This is a genomic window from Kibdelosporangium philippinense, assembly GCF_021390435.2.
GTDB classification, from domain to species: Bacteria; Actinomycetota; Actinomycetes; order Mycobacteriales; family Pseudonocardiaceae; genus Kibdelosporangium; species Kibdelosporangium philippinense.
In genome coordinates this window covers 3,656,358-3,677,523 of sequence record NZ_JAJVCN010000001.1, presented here as the reverse complement: position 1 = coordinate 3,677,523, position 21,166 = coordinate 3,656,358, and the positions used below count along the sequence as shown (strand labels likewise).

Here is a 21,166-nt window from a genome sequence, read left to right as displayed (position 1 = left end):
CGCCATCAGCCGAAGATATTGCTCACGCTTGGCCGCCTGGGGTGCGGGCCCACGCTTACCCGTTGTTCGACGAAACTGTTTCATTGCAACACCTTTCCCATCGGGTGTTGCGATCACCTATAGAACCCACAACGAACATCTGCGGTCACTTCAAACCGTCATAACCAGTGACGCCTCGTGCGCGCGACCGTGGACACATGCCAGCACGACACGCGTCCACAGATGACGAAATCGGCCTAGCGCTAGGTGATTTCAGCGGAGTATGTCGGTGAAGTGGCGGCACAGGCCCGTATGGTCGAAGCTTCGCGCGTGATCACCAACGCAGGCAGGCAGAGACCGGCATGGCAGCGGCAGACCCAGCCGCCTGTGGGCGCGAGCCGCACCGACCTTGAAACCGCGCACCGTGTCTTGGAGAGTCTCGGCGTTTCACCGCGGGAACTGCTCGAGTCTCCAGATCTCCCACCGGTTCCGACGTTTGCCCAGTACGTGCCGGTGGTCTCGGACGCCGTCAGCCCTGGGACCCGGCGGGTGTACTGCTACGTATTCACGGGTGTGATCGTCTGTTCTGGGGCCGTGTCGTCAACCTCTTGTTGATCTTGTTTTGTGGTTGGTGGCAGGGTGTTTCGCCGGCTGTCGTGCCGGGTGGACGCCGGTTCCAGGGGCCGGGTTGGGTCCTTTCGGGTCGTTGGGTCGGGTTGTGGCTGGTCAGGGTGGTGGTAGGGCGAGGATTGTGGTGATGGCGGCGGCGAGGTGGGTGGCCCAGGGCCAGGTGGCGGGGATCTTGAGGGTGCGTTGTCGTCCGCCGTGGACCAGTCGGGTGGCGGTGTGCAGGAGTCGGTAGCGCAGTGTTTTCGGTTCTATGTGGGCGAGTTCGCCGTGCAGGGTGAGCAGTTGCAGCCACGCGAGCAGGTCGCAGGCGATGGTCGCGGTGGCGCACCAGGCTTGGTTGATGGCGAAGTCGCGGGAGGGCAGGCGGCCCAGCCCGGTGTCCTTGCCGCAGCGGATCCGGTCTTCGACACGGGCTTGGGTGCGGTGGCGGGCTTCGAGGAACGCGATCTGCCCGGTGGGCGTGTTGGTGGCCAGCAGTTGGTAGCGCCAGCCGTGGTGTTCCTCGAACAGCGACAGTTGTGCCCCGGGGTGGGGTTTCTCGCGGCGCACGATCACCCGCATGTCGGTGGGCCAGGTGGCGAGTGTGTCGCCGCCAGCGCTGTGGCGCAGCAGGCCGGTCAACTCAGCGACGCCGGCCTTGTCCAGGTCGCGGGCCTGCCCGTCGGGGTCGAGCACGGCCTGCCATCCCTGTTCGGGTATCCGGCCGATCGCGGTGCGGACACGGGCGTCCAGGTCGAACCCGATCGAGTAGTGCACCTGAAACCCGCGTCGGTCGTTGAGGGTGGTGATGTGGCGCACCAATTCCAGGGTGGCGCCGGCACCGTCGCAGGTGATCAGCAGGTCGCGGCGGCGTTCGGCGGGGATCTGGGTGATCGCCTCGCCCAGCACGGTGAGGTGATCGGCGACCGTGTTGGCGCCGGCGTTGCCGGGCCGTAGCTGGAAGGCCAGCGATTCGCGGGTGTTGTCACACCATGCGGTCAGTGGGTGAAATCCGAAGGTGTGTTTGTAGGTTGGTGCCGCGTGTTGTTTCTCGCTGTGGACAGTCTGCAGGGTGGCATCCAGGCGGATCACGACCGTCGCGCCGAGATCCCCACCGGCGATCCTGGCCGGCGGGATCCGGCCGTGCCGGGCCTTGATCAGCGTCCACACGTAGCGGCAGGTCTTCGCCCGAGCCGAGGCGATCTTCTTTAACCTGGCCGGCGTGACCTCGTCCAGGATCCGCCATGCGGTAGGCATCGAGGCCACCGGGCCCAGCAGTTCGCTCTGATCGCCCACGATGGCGATGTCGCTGATCGCCTCGCCACCATCGGCGATCATCACCGCGAGGTCGGTGACCACCTGGCCGCGATCATGTGTCGGCATGAATCCCTTGCGCCGCAACGCAGTCGACAACCCAGAGGTCAAACCAACCTTGGTAGCCAGCAGCCGCAGCGCCGCCGCCCCGACATGCGAAACCACACCGATCCCGCCCACCTAATGGGGGACGAACGGCCCGTGGCCCGGTCGGGAATGCCTTTCTCCCACCAGGTCGCAAGTCCTCAGTGGAGGCCGGCGCTCAACCGGGGTTGTGGGCCGTTCGCCAGCTCGGTGTGGCGCTCGACGCCTTGGGCGTACCGGCCTGTGTGATGCCTTCGGGAAGATCGGCGCGGGCGCCACACCGGTTGCTGGGTTGATGTCCGGCGTGTCGTGACCGCCAGTGCGCTGGTGATCGGCGATGTTGTTGATCGTGGTTGCAGCCCGCTCGCACGGTGCTATCTCTCGTAGTGCCCGAGCCGTGGAGCTCTCCAGTGAGACCGGGAGCCGTGCGGGTCGCTGGAGTCGCGAACGGCTAATCGGATGTCGGACTCAGAGTCCTTCCATTAGGGAGCTGCGTGGTTCCACTAGGGGTGCTGACCTGCACCGATACCAACACAAAAACGGGAGGCGATGCCGGTGTCGACGGTGTACTGCGGGGTGGACTGGGCCGAATCGCATCACGACATTGCGCTTGTCGACGAGCAGGGCAAGCTGGTGGCCAAGCGGCGGATCACCGAGCCGGCGGAGGGTTTTGCCGAGCTCGTCGGGCTTCTGGCCGAAGCTGGTGACGACCCAGCCGACCCGATCCCGGTGGCGATCGAGACCCCACGCGGCCTGCTGGTGGCCGTGCTGCGCGCCTCCGGACGGCCGGTGTATCCGATCAACCCGATGGCGGTAGCCCGGTATCGCGAGCGACGCACGGTCGCGCGGTCGAAGTCTGACCACGTGGACGCGATGACGTTGGCGAACATCCTGCGCACCGACATGCACGCGCACCGCCAGCTCCCCGCAGACAGCGAACTGGCCCGCTCGATCGCCGTACTCGCCCGTGCCCACCAGGACGCAATCTGGCGTCGCACTAAGGCATCCAACGAGCTCCGATCCCTGCTGCGCGAGTACTTCCCCGGCTTCCTCGCCATTTTCGCTCACCGAGACGGCGGTTTGACCAGCCGCGTTGCCCGGGCAGTGCTGGCGATCGCACCCACACCCGCGAAGGCCGCACGCTTGTCGACAGCGCGGATCGCCGCCGCGCTGCGTCGCGCGGGGCGTCAGCGCGGTATCGACGCACTTGCTGTCGAGCTACGCGACGCGTTGCGCGTTCCGCAGCTACGGCAGGAAGCCTTGGTGGAACAGGCAATGGGCTCTCAGGCTCTGCGGCTGCTGGCCACATTGGACACCGAGTGCGACAGCGTCAACGAACTCGCAGCCGCCACCGCCGACGCGTTCGCCCAACATCCGGATTACGCGATCATCACCTCGTTCCCGGGCCTGGCCGACACAACCGGTGCCCGAGTATTGGCAGAGATCGGCGACGACCGCGACCGATTCACCGATGCTCGCGCGCTCCAAGCGTTCGCCGGCTCGGCACCGGTCACACGGGCATCCGGACGCAGCATCGTGATCACGTACCGCAAGGTCAAAAACGACAGACTCGCCGCCGCGGGATTCGTGTGGGCCTTCGCCGCGCTCACCGGCTCACCCGGCGCCCGCGCCCATTACGACCGACGCCGCGCCGCCGGCGACCGCCATGCTGCTGCCTTGCGGCACCTGTTCAACCGCATGCTCGGCCAGCTCTACCACTGCCTGCAGACCCGGCAACCCTACGACGAGACCGCGGCATTCTTCGAACCCCTCACAGCGGCCGCTTGACTTCTTCGCCACATCGGATGTCTCCACTGCCAACCCACGCGTCCACTCTGACGTAGTATTCACCCGAAAAGTGCTCCCTAGTACTCCAGTCGTAGATCGTGATCTTCATGGTTCCTGGAGCGATTGGTGCTGGTAGTGGGCTTGCTGGGCTCGGTATTGGTGTCGCCTGCGCCAGTGTGAGCAGTGCAGGACGTGCCGGATGTCTGTGGCCGGAGTGAGCACCAGTGCGTTGTAGAGATGGCGGATTTCGTTGAGTGTCAACGGAATCAGCCCGTCCGCAGCGGGTCTGGCGCGGGCGGTGACCGTCACGATCGCGAGGAAGACGTGGGCGAGCAGCACCAGGGTTGTCCAGCGATACCAAGATGTCCACGTGCGGACTTGGTGTTCGTCCAGACCGGTTTGGCCTTTGCCGGTTTGGAAGGACTCCTCGACGGTCCATCGGCGCCCGGCCACCCGCACCAGCGTGGCCAGCGGCACCCTTTCGGGCGCGTAGCAGCGGTAGAAGGCACGTTCGCCGGTGCGGCGGTTGCGCCGGACCAGCAGCCACCGATGCCCGGCGGGCTCGTCATCACCGCTGGTGAGACTGATCCAGGCCCAGTCGTAGAACCGGTGTCCTTTCACGCCTTTGCCCGCGGACAGTCGCTGCCAGGCACGTTTCGGTAGCCGCGCGAGCAGTTCATCGGCCCGATAGGTGCCCGTGGCGGTGCTGACCCGGTGGTCGCAGGCCACCGCGAGCACGTACCCGACCCGCCGTTTCTCCAGATCGCCACGCAGCGTCGGATTGCTGCCGTAGACCTCGTCCGCGGCGACCCACCCGGCGGGCACACCACCGTCGAGGGCACGCAGAATCATGCGCGAGGCCAGCGCGGGCTTGGTCGCGAACCCGGTGTCCTCAGGGACCCCGGCCGCCGCGCACCGATCAGGATCACCGGTCCAGGAGCGCGGCAGGTACAGCTCACGGTCGATCAGTGTGTGCCCGACCTTGGTGGTATAGGTCAGAAACACCCCGACCTGGGCGTTCTCGATCCGCCCGGCGGTACCGGTGTATTGGCGCTGGGTCGCGACCGTGCACGTCCCTTTCTTGACGTCGCCGGTCTCGTCCACGACCAGCATCGCGTCGGTGTCACCGAGATATTCCACCGCGGCATCCCGCACGTCGTCGCGCACCTCATCGGCATCCCACACCGCCCGCGACAGCAGGTGCTGCATCCCGTCCGGCGTCGCGTCCCCGGCGTGCTCGGCGATCGTCCAGCAGTTCTTGCGCGGCAGGTCGGCCAGCAGCCCCTCCACGAACGCTCGTGCTCGCCGGCGCGGTTCCACCCGCTTAAACCGCTTCGCCACCCGAGCCATCAGCCCGTCGAACTTCTCCCGCCAGCCAACGGGATCCACACCCTCAACGGGGTTTACGATGGCGCCCGCGGCCACCACACGATCTTGAGTTGTCCACACAACTGCTCATGATCAACTGGTGGCCGCGTCCGTATTCAGGGACCCTCACCAGCCAAGATCACGAAGTCCGGCTGCCGTACTAACCGCTCACGAGGGCTGACCTGGGAAATCAGTTCTGGACACCGTCCTTGCTCGGGTCCGTGTCGATCCGGTTGCGCTGCCCGAACTCGCCAACCCCAGCCGTCCGCCATTCGGATATCGTCTTCTCGTACCGTTCCCGCTGAACCGCGTCGTTTTCCGCGTACAGCTTGGCCGCGGCTTTGATCCGATCACCGGCTGTCAGGTACCGCGTTGTCGTGGTGGTGAAGAACGACTCGATCTCCTCACGCAGCCGGATCACGCCTTGGTCCGCGGCGATAGGCGCGACGCCCCGGCCCGCGAGCTGGCCGTCGGAGTACGCGGTCGTCGCGAGCTTGTTGAGCAACTGTGAGTAGATCTCGGCAACGTCATAGCAGTGCTGAGCTATCTCAAGCACTGTGTTGACGTCGACGGCGTACCTGCCTGAGGCAGACGGATCGCTGTCGTCGCCATCCGCCGAATGCTGCGTGATGTCGTAAAGCTCCAGTGTCGTTGGGTCGGCTCCAGCGATCGCCTGTTCAACGGCGGTGACGGCTTTGGCGTAGTCGGCTTCGGCACTGTCCATTTCGCTGTGCAGTGTGCGCACGGCAGTATCCGCGTGCGAGAAAAACTCGCTGAGCTGCGCGTACTTGAACTCGGTCTTCTGTGCGGTGTCGACGTTGCCCAATACGAACCCGATCAAGCTGATCACGGTGCCGACATTGGAGAATTTGCTCAGCGCCTCGACACCTATCTTGGCGATCGTCCACGCCTGACTGGCCGCGCTGACAACCAGCTTCTGCTTGGTCAGATCCATTTTCTGCGCGGCGACGACCTCGTTGAGGTCCTGGGTCAGTTGCCCGATCAGGTTGAGCGTGTTGTTGCGTGTGGTGTGAACGATCGTGCTACGAACCGAATAGCAATTGCCCAGCCATGCCGTCAGGGTCGCGTGGTTGTTCAGCGTCGGCTTGACCGTGGTGAAAAGGCCGCCTTTCAGGCTGTTCGCCGCAAGGCCCGTCCAGCCGGTCATCCACCCTCTTGTCTGGTTGCTGTTCGAGTCCCCAGTGGACAGCCAGTCGACCAGGCCGCCCAGTGCGTGCCCGCCGACGGTTCCGTCGGACTGAATGGCAGAGTGCACAGACGACAGGCTGGTGTGCGCCTGTTCGAGGGATGACAGTTCAGGCCCACCGGCGAGGTCAGGGATCGAGCGGGAAAGGTGCTCCCGTTTCGCCCACGCCCAGTCGCCGACCTGGCGAAACACGTCCAACGCGCGGCATTCGACGAACTTCGTGTCCGGGACGCTCCACCCGTCGCATGATCCTGGCCTGGTGGCAGGTGTGCCGTCGGTCATCGCCCAGTGCACGACCGGGCACGTCTGCAGGTGACGCCAGGACTCCGGCGGCACCTGCCACCGGATGGGCTCGGGGGCGCCCGAAATGTCGGCTGTGCCGCCGTACAGCGTCTTACCCGCGTCCTTTGTCCAACGCACTTCCAGTGTCCGCCAATACGATGTGAGCGCAGCCGACAGAGTTGCCGAATATTCGCTGCCGCTCATGTACTTCCCAGTCATCGGCTCCCGATCGCCTCGTTGTCGCTGGCGGCGGGAGTGTTACACGGGAGGCTTGCGGTTTCCTTTCGGTGCTACAGGTTCTCACTGGCCCAGCGGGCGAGCGCGACCCGTGTGGACAGCCCCAGTTTGGCGTAACTGTTACGCAGGTGCGTCTCCACTGTTCGTCCACTGAGGAAAAGGCGAGCCGCGATGTCCGCATTGGACAATCCGTCACTGAGCAACCGCAGAACGTCAGTCTCACGTGCGGTCAACGGGCCGTTCTGACGTGTGGGGCTCAGCCGCATCCCCAGCGCGCGTGCGTGCTGACGTGCGCGGTTCGCCCAGTGCGCCGCGCCTGCCTTGCTGAGTACCTCGACGATCTCCGGCAAACCATCGGCGGAGTTGGTCAGCTCGGAATACTCAAGCCGGGTCTGCGCGGCCAGCACCTTGGCGCCGACAGCGGCAAAGCGTTCGGCGGCATCTGCCAGCAACTTGGCGTCACCCAAGCGCAGCCCGGTGAGCCGGTCATCGAACGCGGTCATCAGCGGCGCTGGCTGTTTGAACGCGCCGATCGCCTCGGAATGCATGACAGCCAAACTCGGATCACCGACGTTCAATGCGGCCAGACTGGCGTACAAGCCACGCAGCAGCACCGAGAACGGGTCGCTGTAGGTCGTCGAAGCGACGTACGGGACCATGGGTTGCGGTTCGTCGACATAGAGCGCGATCGCTGTGGCAGCAAGCCCGATGACGTCCACCAGGCTGTGATCCGGGTCCGGATACGCTTGACGCGCCTCGGCTAACGCCGTCGCAGCGTCACTGAGTTGCCCACGTTCGGCTAGAAGGAACGCACGCATCGCGACGGTTCCCGCGATGGCACGCGGCAAACCCGACATTCTGGCCGCGGCGACAGAGGTGTCGTTCTGGGCCATTGCCTCGTTGAAATCACCAGCGAGGTAATGGCAGCACGCCAACGTGTGGTAGTTGACCCAGGTGAGCGAAGGCAATTCCACGACCGCGCCCGCTTGGACAGCCTCCTGCGCGCCACGGACCGCACCAGCGATGTCACCGCTGAGCGCACGGAAACCGCAGACGGCGATCAGGAAGAACTGAAGGTAGAACGGTGACGTATTGTCGCATTGCCGCGCCGCGTCGACCGCGGCTTCCGCTTGCTCGTGAGCAGGCCCGAACTGCTGGTCGAAGATCAGGGCGATGGCCCGGCCGTGGTGCGCGACCGCTCGGGACGCCGACGGATCCGTCGTGTTGAGCTGCTGCGCCAGCGCGGTTGTCAGGTCTTTGGCGTCATTCATGCTGCCGTGCCACATCGTGTACACGAACGTCTGGATCGCGAGTTCGGCCGAGTCCACACTGACCTCGCGCACCGCGAGGAGCCCATCCTCTGCCGGTGGCGTGTCCTGCCACTCTGTGTCGAGCATAGCCACCCGGAACCTGAAGAGCGCCAACGGTTTCGCTAGACGATGCTGTTCGGCCAGCTTGATTCCGCGTGACCACGCGGCTTTCGCCTGGTCCATCGCGCCGAGCGCCCGCTGTGCACGGCCGATCCCGTCCAGCAAATCAAGGGCTTGCTCGGGCTCGGCCAAGTCCAACGCCGCCTCGAAGTAGCGCACAGCTTCTTCGCTTGCCCGCACAGTCATCGCGCGTTCACCGGCTTCAGCCATCACCGCCACGGCACGCGCTGGGTCGGCGATGCTCCCGGCTTCCCGGTAATGCGGCGCAAGTGCCAGCACATCACTGGCATCGTGTTGCTCGATCGCTGTGAGCACGGCCGAGTGCAGCGTTCGCCGTTCGCTGATGGTCATTTCGGCGTACGCGACCTCCGCGTACAGCGGATGCGCGACACGGTAAGCTATCGCGCGCCCGACGGGACGCTCGACGACCAGGCCTTCGAGGATCAGGTTCCGCAGCACGTCGGGTGCGGCCGCAACGGCCCGAAGTACGGCATCGGTCGCGGATTCACCCGCCACCGCGACGATCTCCATCAGCTTGCGGCCTGGTTCGTCCAGTTGCCTGAGGCGGCTCAGCACGACGTCCCGCACGATCGTCGGCACCGCTTGCAATCCACCTTGGACCAACGCGGTGACGAACAGCGGAATGCCTTTGGCCCGCTGGACGACGTCGCTGAGGAAGGCTGGTTCCGGTGGCGCGTCTAGCAAGTCGTGCGCGAGCGTTGCGACATGGTCGTCGGTCAGCGGGGCCAGTTCCAGTTCGGTGCCGGTCCGCCGGACGGTCGCGGCCAGCTCGTCGAGTGCAGGATTGGCTTCACCGGGCCGGTATGCGGCCAGAATGAGGGTTCCACAGGTGTTCTTGGCGAGGTAGTGGACGAGTTCGATCGTGCCGCGGTCGGCCCAATGCAGATCGTCGACGAAGAACACGGCGGGGGACTTCTCCTGCACGAGCCGTGCCACAGCCTCGAACATCCTGGTGCGGTTGAGATCCGGATCGCCCGCCGCCCCTTGGTGGCCGAGCAGCGTGCCAAGGGCTGTGTTCTGAGTGGACGCATGCGGCCGGACAGCTTCCACGATCGGCGCGTAGGCGAGCCCGGCGTGCAGCGGATGCGCCTGGCCACGAAAGATGGTCAGCCCGCGTGCGGCGGCGGTGTCGAGCGTGTCCTCGGCGAGCCGGGACTTGCCGATGCCTGCCTCACCTCGCAGCAGAACGATCTGGTCTGCCTGGTCCAACGTCTTGGTCAGCGTGCTGACTTCGGTGTCCCTGCCGACGAGTCTCATCTCAGGTTCTCTCCGGCCCAGCGGGCAAGCGCGACCCGTGTGGACAGTCCGAGTTTGGCGTAGCTGTTGCGCAAGTGAGTCTCCACTGTCCGTCCACTGAGGAACAACCGAGCTGCAATGTCCGCATTGGACAGTCCTTCGCCGAGTAGCCTGACCACATCGGACTCGCGTGCGGTCAGTGGACCGTCCCGGCGTGTTGGCCGTACCCGGACACCCAACGTTCGAGCGAGCTGGCGAGCCCGGTTCGCCCAATGAGCGGCGCCTGCCCGTTCGAAGACCTGAAGGACCTTGGGCAGGTCAGGGGCGGACTGGTCGAGTTCGTACTGCTCCAGCCTGGCCTGCGCGGCCAGGAAGACGGCGCCCATCGCGTCGAACTGGTCGGCCGTGCGGGCCAACAGATCCGCGTCGCGAAGCCGGGACCCGTCGAGCCGGTCAGCGATGGCGATCATCAACGCCGCGGGCTGCTCGAACGTGCGCAACGACGCGGCGCATTCCTCAGCAGGCGAGGGCTGGCCGTTGTTCAGCCCACACAGGCCCGCGAACTGCATCCGCAACATGGTCGCGACCGGGTCGCTATAGGTCTGCGAAGCGTCGAACGGGATCTCGGGCAGTGGCTCGTCGCTGTAGAGCGCGATCGCGGTCGACGCGAGGGCGACGATCTCCACGAGGCTCTGCTCAGGCGAGCGATATGCCTCTTCCGCTTCGGCGAGAGCTGCCTTTGCTTCGGTGAGTTTGCCCTGCTCAGCGAGCATGAACGCGCGGAAGGCCACGACTCGCGAGATGGACCGTGGCATCCCGGACTCCTTGGCAACGGCGACGCCGGTGTCGATCTCGGCGAAGGCGTTGTCCATGTCACCGGCGAGGAAGTACCCGAAGGCCAAGGCATAGTGCTCGAAGCACTTCAGCGACGGCAGCTCGACCAACGTGCCCGCGCTCACGGTCTCCTGCGCGCACTCGATGGCCATCGCGACGTCGCCGTTCAACGTGTGCAGCGCGCTGAGGAACAGCGTGAAGTACTGGGTGTAGAACGGCAGCTCGGCTTCGCAGCGTTTGGCCTGGGTGACCGCGTTCTTGGCGTGGCCAAGCGCTGGCTGGAACTTCTGGTCGATCAGCAGGCAGACCGCCTGCCCGAAGTGGGCGACCGCGCGGGCTGGCGCCGGATGATCGGGCCCGATCGACTCGGCCAGGCTCGAACTCAGCGTGCGGACGTCGTCAAGGGTGCCGTGCCGCAGGGTGTAAATGATCGAGTGGATCGCGATCTCGGGCGATTCCAGTGGGATGTCGCGCAACTGGGTCCACAGCCTGGTGTTGGCGCTCGCCGAGTCCAGCCGTTCGGAATCAAGCATCGCCAGCCGGAACTGCAGCACTGCCAGGGGTTTCTCCAGTTCCAGCCGATCGGCGAGCTGGATGCCGGCTGTCCACGCGGCCGACGCGGCATCCATGTCCCCGAGGTGCATGTGGGCGCGGCCGATGCCGTCGAGCAGGTCCGGCCGCTGGTGCGGCTCGGCCAGTTCCATGGCCGCTTCGAGGTACCGCACGGCTTCCTCTGCGGCACGCACGGCCAACGCGCGCCAGCCCGCTTCGGCCATCACCGCGACGGCCCGCGCGGGGGCAGCCAGCGTGCCAGCCTCGCGGTAGTGCGGGGCGAGCGCGAGCGTGTCGTCTGGGCTGGTTTGTTCGATTGCTTTCAGCACGGCCGCGTGCAACGACCGTCGCTCGCTCAGCGTCATCTCTGCGTACGCGACTTCGGCGTACAACGGATGCGCCACCCGGTACGCCACGGCGCGGACCGTCGAGCGTTCGACGACCAACCCGTCGACTATCAGGTTGTGCAGTGCTCGGGGAGCGTCCGATACGGCCTGCAGCACCGCGTCTGTCGCCGCCTCGCCCGCGACGGCGACGACCTCCAGGAGCCTGCGCTCGGGTTCGTCGAGCCGCTGCAGACGGCCGAGCACGACGTCCCGCACGATCGTCGGCACCGCCTGGAAACCGCCTTGGACCAGGGCCGTGACGAACAGGGGCACACCTTTGGCGCGCTGCGTGACGTCGTTGAGGAACGCCGGTTCCGGCGTTGCGCCAAGGAGGTTATGGGCGATCTGCGCGACGTCATCGTCGGTCAGCGGGGCCAGTTCCAGCTCGGTGCCGGTCCGGCGGACCGTCGTGGCCAGGTCGTCCAGGGTGGGGTTGGCCTCGCCTGGTCGGTATGCGGCGAGGACGAGAACGTTCTCAGTATTGCGGCCGAGGTAGTGGACGAGCTCGATCGTGCCGCGATCCGCCCAGTGCAGGTCGTCGATGAAGAACACGGCAGGCGCGTGCCGTTCCACGAGCCGCGCCACCGCCTCGAACATGTGGGTGCGGTCGAGTTCGGGGTTGTCGGTTGGCGCCATGGACGGCAGGCGCGGGTCAGCCATAAGCCTGCCGAGCTGAGTCAGCCCGTCCATTTCGGTCATCTTGGCGAGTAACGGTCGGACCGCCGCGACTATCGGGGCGTACGCGAGTCCGGCTTGCAACGGGTGCGCCTGGCCGTGCAGGACCGTCAGGCCGTGCTTGTCCGCGAGGTCAAGGGTGTGCTGGGCAAGGGCTGACTTTCCGATCCCCGCCTCCCCGCGCAGCAGGATCGTTCCGCCCGGTCGATCCAGAGCTCGCGCGAGCACGTCTAGCTCCGGGTCCCGCCCGACGACCTGGGAGTTCATCAACGCCTAACTCTACTCACGGGTTCGACGGGATGTGCGAGAGCACCAATCCGCTGCGGGGTTTCGGGGTGAAGTAGGTCGCCTTGCGGGGCATCCGTTCCCCGGCGGCGTGCACCGCCAGCACGTCGGCCAGCGGGATCGGCGCGATGAACAACGTGGCGTCCGCGTCGGGCCGTGCCGGGCGGCCTGGCGCCAATGGCCAGACTTTAGGTCCCGCTGGGTCGAGACCTAGCGCTTGCTCGATCAGCACGTTCTCGACCTGCCGATGGTCGATGTCCAGGCCCGGCAGCTTGACGCGCAACGCCTTGCCTTTGGCCGTGACGACGACCGTGCCCGGCATGTCCGGCGGCGTGTGGTCCTCGGAGGGCTGCACGTCCAGGCCGATCCGCCGCCACTTCTCGGCAAGGTCGTCGAGGCTGAGCCCGGTCCCGACGAGCACCCGGTGAATCGGCCCAATCCGCAGGTCAGGGCCTGCGGTGATCAGGGCGAGCAGCGAACCGTGCCCGGCCAGCGCGGCCGCGGCGACCCGGTGGTTGCCGTCGGCGACCATCAGCGACTGCGAACAGGCGGCCTCAATCAGCTTGTCCTGCAGCTCACCTTTGCCCGCGAGCCACAGCCGTGAATCAGTCAGTTCCACGTCGGGCTGGTGGAGTTGGCCGACCGCGTCACACAGCAAGCGGGTGAACTGCTCGCCGCCGTCGACCGGTACCAGCATGGCCGCGCTGGTCGCGCACCCGAGCCCGCTGAGCATCGCGGCCCGCTCACCGACGACATCCAAGTAGACCTCTTCGGTGTGCCGGACCCACGTCAGCCCATCGGGGTTGACGGCCGCCGGATCGACCAGGCAGAGCAACCCGAGCGCCGAACCCTGCGGTCCTTCACGCCATGCCAGCCCGACGACGTCGGTCACCGGGCGGTAGTGGCTCTCGCGCAGGTGATTCAGGGCGGTATGGGCGATTGGCAACGCTGCCCGCAGGTCCAAGTTCTGTTCCCGGGCCGTGGGCGTGCGATGGGGATGCTGGACGGCCAGCAGCGTGTCGTTCGCCGCGCCGGGCTGGGCGAGCGCCGCGATCACCCGGTCGGGCTCGGCGAACTCGTCGACGTCCGGGCCAGGCACCAGGTCACGGACCACCCAGCCGTGCCGGATCGGCGATACCCAGGTGCTCATCCGATAAACGGTACTCCCGAAACCCCGCTTCGCAGCGCTTGTAAGAATCGAGGACATGACCATTCTGGTTCTCGGCGGACGCAGTGAGATCGGCCTGGCAGTCGCCAAACGCCTGGCATCAGGCACAGTTGTGCTGGCAGCACGGCGAAGTGCTTCGCTCGATGCTGAATCCCAGCTGCTGTTGGACGCGGGCGCGGATCGTGTCGAACGGGTCGAGTTCGACGCCGCCGACGTGGCTTCGCACCGTCCCTTGCTGGAGGACGTGTTCGCCCGATTCGGCCCGGTGTCCGTTGTGGTCACCGCCTTCGGCATCCTCGGCTCGCAGGAAAAGGCCGAAGTGGACGTTGCACACGCGTTGGAGATCGTGCACGTGGACTATGTGGCGCACGTGAGCGTACTGACCCACTTGGGCCGCTTGATGCGAGCCCAGGGGAGCGGGACGATCGTGGTGTTCTCGTCGGTCGCCGGGGTCAGGGTTCGTAAGGCGAACTATGTCTATGGTTCGACCAAGGCTGGGCTGGACGGGTTCGCTTCCGGGATGGCGGACGCACTGCATGGCAGCGGGGTCCGGGTGTTGGTTGTCCGGCCGGGTTTCGTGATCGGCCGGATGGCCGCGGGGATGAAACCCGCGCCGTTCCCGTCCACACCGGACAAGGTGGCTGACGCGACGGTGAAGGCTTTGCGGGGTAAGAAGTCTGACATCTGGGTGCCAGGGGTGTTGAGGTGGCTGTTCGCGGTGCTGCGGCTGGTGCCCCGCCCAATCTGGCGCAATCTCTGGCGCTGAATTCCCAGCGTGCGCCTCGTGAGTGGTTTTGCCGGTTCTAACCGGCAAAACCACTCACGAGGGCTGACCTTGGGTTGGCTAGGCGGGACAGGGCTGGTTCAAGCTGTCCCGCCAACGTTCTGTTTCAGCCCAGGGCCTGGACCTCCTTGATCTTGGCTTCCTGGTTCTCGATGATCTCGTTCGCCATCGCTTTCGCTTCCGCGCTCTGACCTTCGGCCAGCACTGTCTTCGACATCGTCACACCGGACTCGAGGTGCTTCTCGATCATTGACAGCCACTGGCTGTCGAACGCCGCACCTGACATCGCCTCAAGTGCTGTCATGTCCGATGTGGAGATCATGCCGGGCATGTCGTGGCCGCCGTGTTTGGCAGCGTCCGGGTGGGCGGCTTTCCACTGGGTCAGCCAGCCTTTCATCATCTGGATCTCTTTTTCCTCGGCACTGAGTACCGAGGCTGCGACGATCTTCACTTTCTGGCCGGTCGCTTGCCGTGTCGCAAGGTCGGCCATCTGGATCGTCTGCTGGTGGTGGGGGATCATGTCCTGCGCGAACTTCACGTCCGCCTGATTGTGGGAACTCGCTTGGGCAGGGGGCACGGCGGCGGTCGAGCTGCCACCTAAGGACGAACATCCCGTCACTGCCAACGCGATGGCTGCTCCGATCGCCATCAGTCCTTTACGCATCGCACCTCCGTTTCCTCCACACTCCGTGATACGGACGTGAGCGCAGCGTGGTTCAACGCGGCGGGAGGTTTGTCCGAATCGCAGGTCAGACCACGTTGTGTTCGGGACGGATGGCGTCGGCGGCGAACCGCGTGACGTCCAAAGAGGACACATCGACGACTGGTGAATGTCCTAGTACCAGGTCACGCATGACCTCACCGATCGCCGGTCCCTGCAGGAAACCGTGCCCGGAAAAGCCGGTCGCGTAAAGGAATCTGCTGACCGCACGGGATTCGCCGACGATCGCGTTGTGGTCGGGCGACACCTCGTACAAGCCTGCCCAACCTCGCGCGAGGCCAATCTCGGTCAACAGCGGCGCGCGCCGGGCTGCCGCGGCGGCGAGTCTTTCCAGCCATTCGTCGGATGCATGCGTCTCGAACCCGAAATCCTGCTCAGGATCGGACATTCCGATCAACAGTCCGGGACCTTCCGGGTGGAAGTAGAACGTGGTGCCGAAGTCGATCGTGAACGGCAGGTCCGGCGGCACCGAAACTGGCTCAGTGACACGGATCTGCCTGCGTAACGGCCGAACCGGCAACGCGACGCCAGCCATCTCGCCGACCGCCGCCGACCATGCGCCAGCCGCGCACACAACCGTCGAAGTTTGAACGAACCCTTGGGAAGTACGCACGCCAAGGATTTCGCCATCCTTGACATCAATTTCCGTGACAGTGCAATGTTGACGGATGTCGGCACCGAGTCGCCTTGCCGCGCTCGCGTAGCCATGAACCACGGCTTCGGGCGTGCAATGCCCGTCCCGTGGGGAAAAGGACGCGCCAAGCAAGCCCTCGGTCGAGATCAAGGGCGACAGCGAGCGGGCCTCCTCCGCCGAGATCATCCGGCTGGGCACGCCCAACGAGTTCTGCAGGTCCACACTGGCCTGGAACACCGCGACATCTTCGGCGTCGTCCAACAGGAACAGATATCCGTGCTGCCGCAGGTCGATCTCGGCGCCAGGGCGCGTGCCGAACCGCTCGAACGCTTCAAGACTCCGCAGTCCCAATGCGATGTTCACCGGATCGGAGAACGTCGCACGCACGCCGCCGGCCGCGCGGCTGGTGCTGCCGGAAGCGAGGGTGTCCCGCTCCAGCAGCACCACGCTGGCACCGGCTTCGGAGAGGTGAAACGCGGTACTCGCGCCCACAACGCCGCCGCCGACGATCACCACGTCCGTCACAGACGGAAACTCTCATCCGGCTGGATCTCGGCAACGTCCATCTGCGCCTTCTGCAGCTTGCCGGAGAAGTCCCAGTTCATCGACTGCCAGCGGGTGAACTGGTCCAGTACCCAGATACCCGACTGGCGGCTGCCATTGCCGGACTTTCCATTGCCACCAAAGGGAAGATGTGCCTCGGCGCCGGACGTCGAATTGTTCACGCTGACCATGCCGGCACTGATGCCTTGCCGGTAACGGAAAGCGATCGTCGGATTGGTTGTGTAGACCGAAGAGGACAGTCCATAGCCCGGCGCGTTGGCCAGCTCGATCGCCTCGTCTAAAGTGCGATACGTGGTCACGCCGACGATCGGGCCGAACGTCTCCTCAAGGAACACCCGGTCGTCCGGTTTGACACCATCCAAGATCACCGGGTGGTAGAACAGGCCTTTCGACGGGTCGCCGACGAAGCCGTCACGCGGATTGTCCGCGGTGATCCGGCCGATACCGGTCGAGCCGAGCACGGTGTGGTGGTCGCCGATCCACTTGAGATACTCCTCATAGGACTTGGCGAACTTCTCGTCCAGCAACGGTCCGAAAAGGACATCGCCGTCCGGTTCGCCTGCCGTTGCTGTCTTGACGGCCGCGTCGAACCGGCTGACGAACTCGTCATGCACGCTCTCGTGGACGATCACACTGCCCAGCGAAGTGCAGCGCTGCCCAGCCGTGCCGAAACCCGAGAACAGCGCGCCTTCCACGGCCAGGTCCAGATCCGCGTCCTCGGTGATCACCATCGGGTTCTTGCCGCCGAGCTCAAGGCACGGCGACTGCAGGTGACGTCCGCACAGCTCGCCGATCTTCGAACCGACCACACTGGACCCAGTGAACCCGACCTTGTCGACCAACCCGGCCTCAAGCGAGTCCCGCAAACCATCGAAAGTGGACTGTCCATCCGCGAACACGAGGTTCAGCACGCCTTGCGGCAGCCCGGCGTGCCAGATCAGATCAGCGAACGCCTTGGCGCTGGCAGCGGCACACTCCGCGGGCTTCCAGACAATGGCGTTGCCGCACAACAAAGCTGGCACGAGATACCAGGACGGGACCGCGACAGGGAAGTTGCCAGCGGTGATGATCGTGGCCACGCCGACCGGGACCCGGAACGTGAACAACTGCTTGTCCGGCATTTCCGACGGCACGGTCTGGCCGTAGAGCCGCCGTCCCTCACCGAGGAAGAAGTCACACGTGTCCACGATTTCCTGGACTTCGCCACGGGCCTCGGCGATGGGTTTGCCGATTTCCCGCGTCACGATCTGGGCGAGGGTCTCCTTGTTGGCCGCGACCAACCGGCCGAGCGCCGCCACGAACTGGCCGCGCACCGGCGGCGGTACGGCCGCCCATTCACGCTGCGCGCGCCTGCCGGATTCAGCGGCCGCTTTCAGGGCATCCGGGCCAGCCAAGCGGACCGTCGCCACGACGTCGTCGAGGTTCGAGGGGTTGAGCGACTTGTAGTCGGTGCCCCCGGTCGACAAGGTTTTGCCTTCGATGATCGATTCGAGCGTCTGCACGCGTCTCACCGTATGACATAAGCGGCCCGGTCCGAGGTCCTGGTTCGCCGGTCATACTCCGAAACCAGGCCAGGCCAGTTGCTGATCACCCGTCCGGACGAAACGCGATACCAGTTGTCACAGGATGTCCACACAGTGTCGGCGAGGCGCCGTTGCATCTCCTCGTCGAACCGCTCTGCCACTTCGGGCCGAACCTCGATCGCTTGCCCAGGCCGGAGATAACGGACCAACCGGGCGATGTAGCGCGCCTGGCGTTCGATCATGTAGACGATCGACCCGCCGCCAAGGTTGGTGTTCGGGCCGTACATCAGGAACAGGTTGGGAAATCGCGGTACCGAGATGCCGAGATACGCGCGAGCACCCTTTGCCCACGCGTCCGCGCGCAGATCCTGCCCGTCACGGCCGCGGATCCGCATCGGCGCGAGGAAATCCGTGGTGTCGAAACCGGTTCCGAAGATGATCGTGTCAACCTGGTGCTCGACGCCGTCCTCGGTCCGCACGCCACGCGGCGTGATCTCGGTGATCCGGCCCGTCTCCAGCCGCACGTTCGGTTTGGCGAGCGCGGGGTAGTAGTCGTTGGCGAACAGGATCCGCTTGCACCCGGCGGGATAGTCCGGCGTGAGTTTGGCGCGCAGCTTGCGGTCCCTGACCTGAAGTTTGAGGAACGTCAAAGCGAGCCGTTGGACCGCCTTGGCGATGCCCCGGTGGCCGATCAAGCCTTTGGTCATCAGCTCGCCGACCGCCCAGATCCCGGCGCGGCCTGCGGTACGCGTCTTCGGGAAGCGCTGGAACAGCGCCTGATGCCAGCGCGTGTACCGCCGGTCGGGCTTCGGCAGGACGTACGGCGGGGTGCGCTGGAACAGCTTGAGGCTGCGGACTTGCGGCTGAATCCTGGGTACAAACTGGATCGCGCTGGCGCCCGTGCCGATGACCGCGACGCGCTTGCCGGTCAGGTCGTGATCATGGTTCCAGCGCGCGGAGTGGAACATGGTGCCCTGGAACGTTTCCATCCCAGGGATTTCCGGCAGCGCGGGCCGGGAAAGCTGGCCGACGGCCGGAATGAGCACGTCGAACTCGAGCTTCTGGCCGTCGGTCGTGGTCACGTGCCAACGTCCGTCGTACTCCGCGTCAGCCACCTCGGTTTCGTACCGGATGAGCTCGTCGATGCCGTACTTGTTCGCGACGTTCTTCAGGTAGTCGTGGATCTCGGCTTGACCGGAGTAGCGGTAGCCCCATGCGTGGTGTGACTCGTAGGAAAAGCTGTACAGCGGCGACGGAATATCACAGGCAGCGCCCGGATACGTGTTCTCCCGCCACACGCCGCCCAACTCGGCGGCCTTCTCCAGCAGGGTGATGTCGGTGATCCCCGCGCGTCGCAGCTCGATCGCAACCCCGATACCCGCGAACCCCGAGCCGATGATCCCAACGCTGGTCATCCGTTGACGTTATCTCGTCCAGGGAATTGGGGAAGGGTGAATGTGGCCGCCGCGGTCGCGAGCCATGTGAGTAGGTCGGTCAGCGGGATCTTCTCGTGCCACCGTTCGGCCTCGCCCCGCAGCACAAGCTCGCTTTCGCCGAGTTCGACGTCGGTCAGCCGTAATCCGCGTGGCAGATCAGGGATCTCGATGACGGTCGGCTTGAGCTTTTCGGCGCTGCGAAACCGCATGGTCCGCAGCTGCAGAACCTTGGGCTTGAGGTGCACGCAGTCGCCAACGACGATCGGCTCGACTTCGACGTGCCCCCATGTACGGCGCGGCGCCCACTTGACCCGCATGACGGCGTCCTCGCCGATGTCCACGATCAGATCGGGTTGCAGCTCGGCGACTTTGGCCTTCACGACATCGGCGGCCAGCGTGATCTCGACGGACACCTCGTTGGCCAGCACGCTTGGGGTCGGCAGCGACTGGAACTGCAGTTTGCTTGCCGTGATCGCGAGTTGGTGTACGGGCGTGCCGGGCCAGGCCACATCCATGGCCACGACCCGGACGCGGGGGACCTGCCCGAGCGCGAGGCCGACGGTGTCCAGTTCCGTGTCGATTTCGACAGGTGTGAGGGTGACATCAGCGTCACCGACCCGCATTGTCAGCTCGCGGCCGATGACCCGATCACCCGCGGCACGGACAGCGGCCTGCAGGACTGCGGCTGGGCTGCCCGACGACATCAGGGCCTTACCGGCGGCGAACAGGCCTTCCAGCTCGCGCCACGGCCACGTCACTCCTCGGACTCTTCCGGTGTTACCGGCTTCTTCGGGACCGCTCGGATCCGGATCACGCCCGCGTCGAGATCGAGTGAGCCAGGCTCGAACGGATCGCCGGTGCCCTGGTCGTCCGAGCTCTCTTTGCGAAGCTTCCCGGGGCCGAAGAGCTCACCGAACTGTGCCATCCCTATACGGTAGCGATTGTTGGCAAGCCATGCGGGGTACCCGTGGTCGATGGACGACGACAGAGACTTACTTCACCGGGCCAGGGCAGGCGCTCGTGAGCTGGTCCACGTGGCCCGGGAAGGCGACACCAACAGCGTTTTCGACGCCCTGCACAGGCTGACAGGCGACTCGGGCGTGGTGGGTGTGGAAACCCGGCTGATCGTGGGTCAGCTCGTATCGGCGTCCGCGCAGATGATGCTGTTGCGGGTCGGCAAGCCGCCTTCGGACGTCACCTATGCCGTTGACCTGCGGGACGATGATGAGTTCGCGGTGCCTATTGACGAGTTGGAGCCACCGCTTCGGGCTACCGTTCGGGCGCTGCTTGCCGAGTTGAATGGGCGGCCGGAGGAAGCCGGGTTTCAGCTGGATTTGGCTCTTCGGGAACGGAGCGTGCCTACGACTCTGGATGTCGTGGTTCACTCTTTGCTGTGGACAATTGGGTTGCTTGAATGGTGTGAGGAGGAGGCTCAGCCCGCTCCCGCTTGGCTTTCGGTTGAGTCTTGTAACTGAGGGATCCTGGTTTTAGCCTGTCTGGCTTTTCTTTGGCTTTCTGAGTGCTTGCTTTGTCTGGTTTGGCTTGTCTGGTTTGGCTTCGTTTTCCGGTCGGATCGCTGTGGCTCGGTTCGGTTTCCAGCTTGGTTGCTCGGGCTCGGTTTCGGTTTTCGGCGTGGTCGCTGTGGTGTTTCTGTTCCAGCGTTTCGGTGGTCGCCGCAGCTCGTTTTGACATGAAACCCCGCACGGTAATGCCGCTGATTTAAGCATTCTGGCTGGTCGCAGACGGCGCAGGGTCGATTGCCGGTGGCGTTGATGTCCACAATGAACGTTTGACCGTCACATCAATCTCACTTGCCCCGCGTGTCCCTCCTGTTGCCCGGGTTGGTGCCGTGAAGGTCACCTTCGCGGCGTCCAACGCGCCAAAGGTTCCTCTCGCGGATCGTGGCGGGCCTGCATGAAGGCCACGGTGGACAAGTCCCGTCCATCGGTGGCGCGGGTACGCCGTGCTTGCGGGCCGGGTCACTCGCGTTCCGCACCTCTCAAGATCAACCTCGCGCCCCACGCCCGCAGGCCACCTCTGAAGTGCGAG

The 21,166-nt window shown here is 65.3% G+C and carries 15 protein-coding genes; 3 read left to right on the top strand and 12 right to left on the bottom strand.

Features of this window, described 5'->3' with window-relative positions; translation table 11 throughout:
- Nucleotides 1-705 precede the first annotated feature (705 nt).
- The gene (locus LWC34_RS16970) at nucleotides 706-2,067 is read right to left on the bottom strand and encodes an IS1380 family transposase (protein ID WP_233724825.1); all 1,362 of its coding nucleotides are present in this window, start codon (nucleotides 2,065-2,067) and stop codon (nucleotides 706-708) included.
- A gap of 474 nt (nucleotides 2,068-2,541) precedes the next feature.
- Here LWC34_RS16970 and LWC34_RS16965 point away from each other — a divergent pair, with 474 nt between their 5' ends.
- Nucleotides 2,542-3,774: an IS110 family RNA-guided transposase gene (locus tag LWC34_RS16965; protein WP_372496507.1), complete on the top strand. Its 1,233-nt coding sequence runs from the start codon at nucleotides 2,542-2,544 to the stop codon at nucleotides 3,772-3,774.
- 105 nt (nucleotides 3,775-3,879) lie between these two features.
- Here LWC34_RS16965 and LWC34_RS16960 read toward each other — a convergent pair whose 3' ends face one another.
- The 5 genes from LWC34_RS16960 to LWC34_RS16935 all read right to left on the bottom strand — a co-directional run bounded on the left by LWC34_RS16960 (nucleotide 3,880) and on the right by LWC34_RS16935 (nucleotide 13,437).
- The gene (locus LWC34_RS16960) at nucleotides 3,880-5,124 is read right to left on the bottom strand and encodes an IS701 family transposase (protein WP_233726375.1); all 1,245 of its coding nucleotides are present in this window, start codon (nucleotides 5,122-5,124) and stop codon (nucleotides 3,880-3,882) included.
- Between the two features lie 208 nt (nucleotides 5,125-5,332).
- Nucleotides 5,333-6,850, bottom strand: coding sequence for a hypothetical protein (locus tag LWC34_RS16955; protein WP_233726022.1), 1,518 nt, complete (start codon nucleotides 6,848-6,850; stop codon nucleotides 5,333-5,335).
- Nucleotides 6,851-6,921: 71 nt separating this feature from the next.
- On the bottom strand, nucleotides 6,922-9,576 hold the full coding sequence (locus LWC34_RS56955; RefSeq protein WP_284051453.1) for an ATP-binding protein: 2,655 nt from the start codon (nucleotides 9,574-9,576) through the stop codon (nucleotides 6,922-6,924).
- On the bottom strand, nucleotides 9,573-12,269 hold the full coding sequence (locus LWC34_RS16940; RefSeq protein ID WP_233726460.1) for an ATP-binding protein: 2,697 nt from the start codon (nucleotides 12,267-12,269) through the stop codon (nucleotides 9,573-9,575). Before LWC34_RS16940 ends, LWC34_RS56955 begins: the two co-directional genes overlap by 4 nt.
- Nucleotides 12,270-12,285: 16 nt before the next feature.
- Nucleotides 12,286-13,437: a DUF1015 family protein gene (locus tag LWC34_RS16935; protein WP_233726021.1), complete on the bottom strand. Its 1,152-nt coding sequence runs from the start codon at nucleotides 13,435-13,437 to the stop codon at nucleotides 12,286-12,288.
- A 55-nt stretch (nucleotides 13,438-13,492) separates the two neighbouring features.
- Here LWC34_RS16935 and dprE2 point away from each other — a divergent pair, with 55 nt between their 5' ends.
- Nucleotides 13,493-14,221 carry a decaprenylphospho-beta-D-erythro-pentofuranosid-2-ulose 2-reductase gene (gene dprE2, locus LWC34_RS16930; protein ID WP_233726020.1) on the top strand — a complete coding sequence of 243 codons (729 nt, stop codon included), beginning with the start codon at nucleotides 13,493-13,495 and terminating at the stop codon, nucleotides 14,219-14,221.
- Nucleotides 14,222-14,345: 124 nt separating this feature from the next.
- Here the strand turns inward: dprE2 and LWC34_RS16925 are convergent, their stop codons facing one another.
- The 6 genes from LWC34_RS16925 to LWC34_RS16900 form a co-directional block, all read right to left on the bottom strand.
- On the bottom strand, nucleotides 14,346-14,903 hold the full coding sequence (locus LWC34_RS16925) for a DUF305 domain-containing protein (RefSeq protein ID WP_233726019.1): 558 nt from the start codon (nucleotides 14,901-14,903) through the stop codon (nucleotides 14,346-14,348).
- 85 nt (nucleotides 14,904-14,988) lie between these two features.
- Nucleotides 14,989-16,119 (bottom strand): NAD(P)/FAD-dependent oxidoreductase, encoded by a 1,131-nt coding sequence (locus LWC34_RS16920; RefSeq protein ID WP_233726018.1) that lies wholly within the window; start codon nucleotides 16,117-16,119, stop codon nucleotides 14,989-14,991.
- Nucleotides 16,116-17,660: an aldehyde dehydrogenase family protein gene (locus LWC34_RS16915; protein WP_233726017.1), complete on the bottom strand. Its 1,545-nt coding sequence runs from the start codon at nucleotides 17,658-17,660 to the stop codon at nucleotides 16,116-16,118. The genes LWC34_RS16920 and LWC34_RS16915 overlap by 4 nt, the downstream gene beginning before the upstream one ends.
- Before the next feature lie 5 nt (nucleotides 17,661-17,665).
- On the bottom strand, nucleotides 17,666-19,096 hold the full coding sequence (locus LWC34_RS16910) for a flavin-containing monooxygenase (protein ID WP_233726016.1): 1,431 nt from the start codon (nucleotides 19,094-19,096) through the stop codon (nucleotides 17,666-17,668).
- Nucleotides 19,093-19,875 carry a hypothetical protein gene (locus LWC34_RS16905; RefSeq protein ID WP_233726015.1) on the bottom strand — a complete coding sequence of 261 codons (783 nt, stop codon included), beginning with the start codon at nucleotides 19,873-19,875 and terminating at the stop codon, nucleotides 19,093-19,095. Before LWC34_RS16905 ends, LWC34_RS16910 begins: the two co-directional genes overlap by 4 nt.
- A complete protein-coding gene (locus tag LWC34_RS16900) occupies nucleotides 19,872-20,042 on the bottom strand; it encodes a hypothetical protein (RefSeq protein ID WP_233726014.1) in 171 nt (56 codons plus the stop codon). Before LWC34_RS16900 ends, LWC34_RS16905 begins: the two co-directional genes overlap by 4 nt.
- A gap of 49 nt (nucleotides 20,043-20,091) precedes the next feature.
- Between LWC34_RS16900 and LWC34_RS16895 the strand changes: the two genes are divergently transcribed.
- On the top strand, nucleotides 20,092-20,592 hold the full coding sequence (locus LWC34_RS16895; protein ID WP_233726013.1) for a hypothetical protein: 501 nt from the start codon (nucleotides 20,092-20,094) through the stop codon (nucleotides 20,590-20,592).
- The last annotated feature ends 574 nt before the right edge of the window (nucleotides 20,593-21,166 follow it).

Excerpts from the sequence above, each read along its gene's own strand:
- LWC34_RS16960 (WP_233726375.1), bottom strand. The coding sequence starts at position 5,124 with ATGGCTCGGGTGGCGAAGCGGTTTAAGCGGGTGGAACCGCGCCGGCGA.
- LWC34_RS16925 (WP_233726019.1), bottom strand. The coding sequence starts at position 14,903 with ATGCGTAAAGGACTGATGGCGATCGGAGCAGCCATCGCGTTGGCAGTG.
- LWC34_RS16910 (WP_233726016.1), bottom strand. The coding sequence starts at position 19,096 with ATGACCAGCGTTGGGATCATCGGCTCGGGGTTCGCGGGTATCGGGGTT.
- LWC34_RS16895 (WP_233726013.1), top strand. The coding sequence starts at position 20,092 with ATGGACGACGACAGAGACTTACTTCACCGGGCCAGGGCAGGCGCTCGT.
- LWC34_RS16940 (WP_233726460.1), bottom strand. The coding sequence starts at position 12,269 with ATGAACTCCCAGGTCGTCGGGCGGGACCCGGAGCTAGACGTGCTCGCG.
- LWC34_RS16955 (WP_233726022.1), bottom strand. The coding sequence starts at position 6,850 with ATGACTGGGAAGTACATGAGCGGCAGCGAATATTCGGCAACTCTGTCG.
- dprE2 (WP_233726020.1), top strand. The coding sequence starts at position 13,493 with ATGACCATTCTGGTTCTCGGCGGACGCAGTGAGATCGGCCTGGCAGTC.
- LWC34_RS56955 (WP_284051453.1), bottom strand. The coding sequence starts at position 9,576 with ATGAGACTCGTCGGCAGGGACACCGAAGTCAGCACGCTGACCAAGACG.
- LWC34_RS16900 (WP_233726014.1), bottom strand. The coding sequence starts at position 20,042 with ATGGCACAGTTCGGTGAGCTCTTCGGCCCCGGGAAGCTTCGCAAAGAG.
- LWC34_RS16935 (WP_233726021.1), bottom strand. The coding sequence starts at position 13,437 with ATGAGCACCTGGGTATCGCCGATCCGGCACGGCTGGGTGGTCCGTGAC.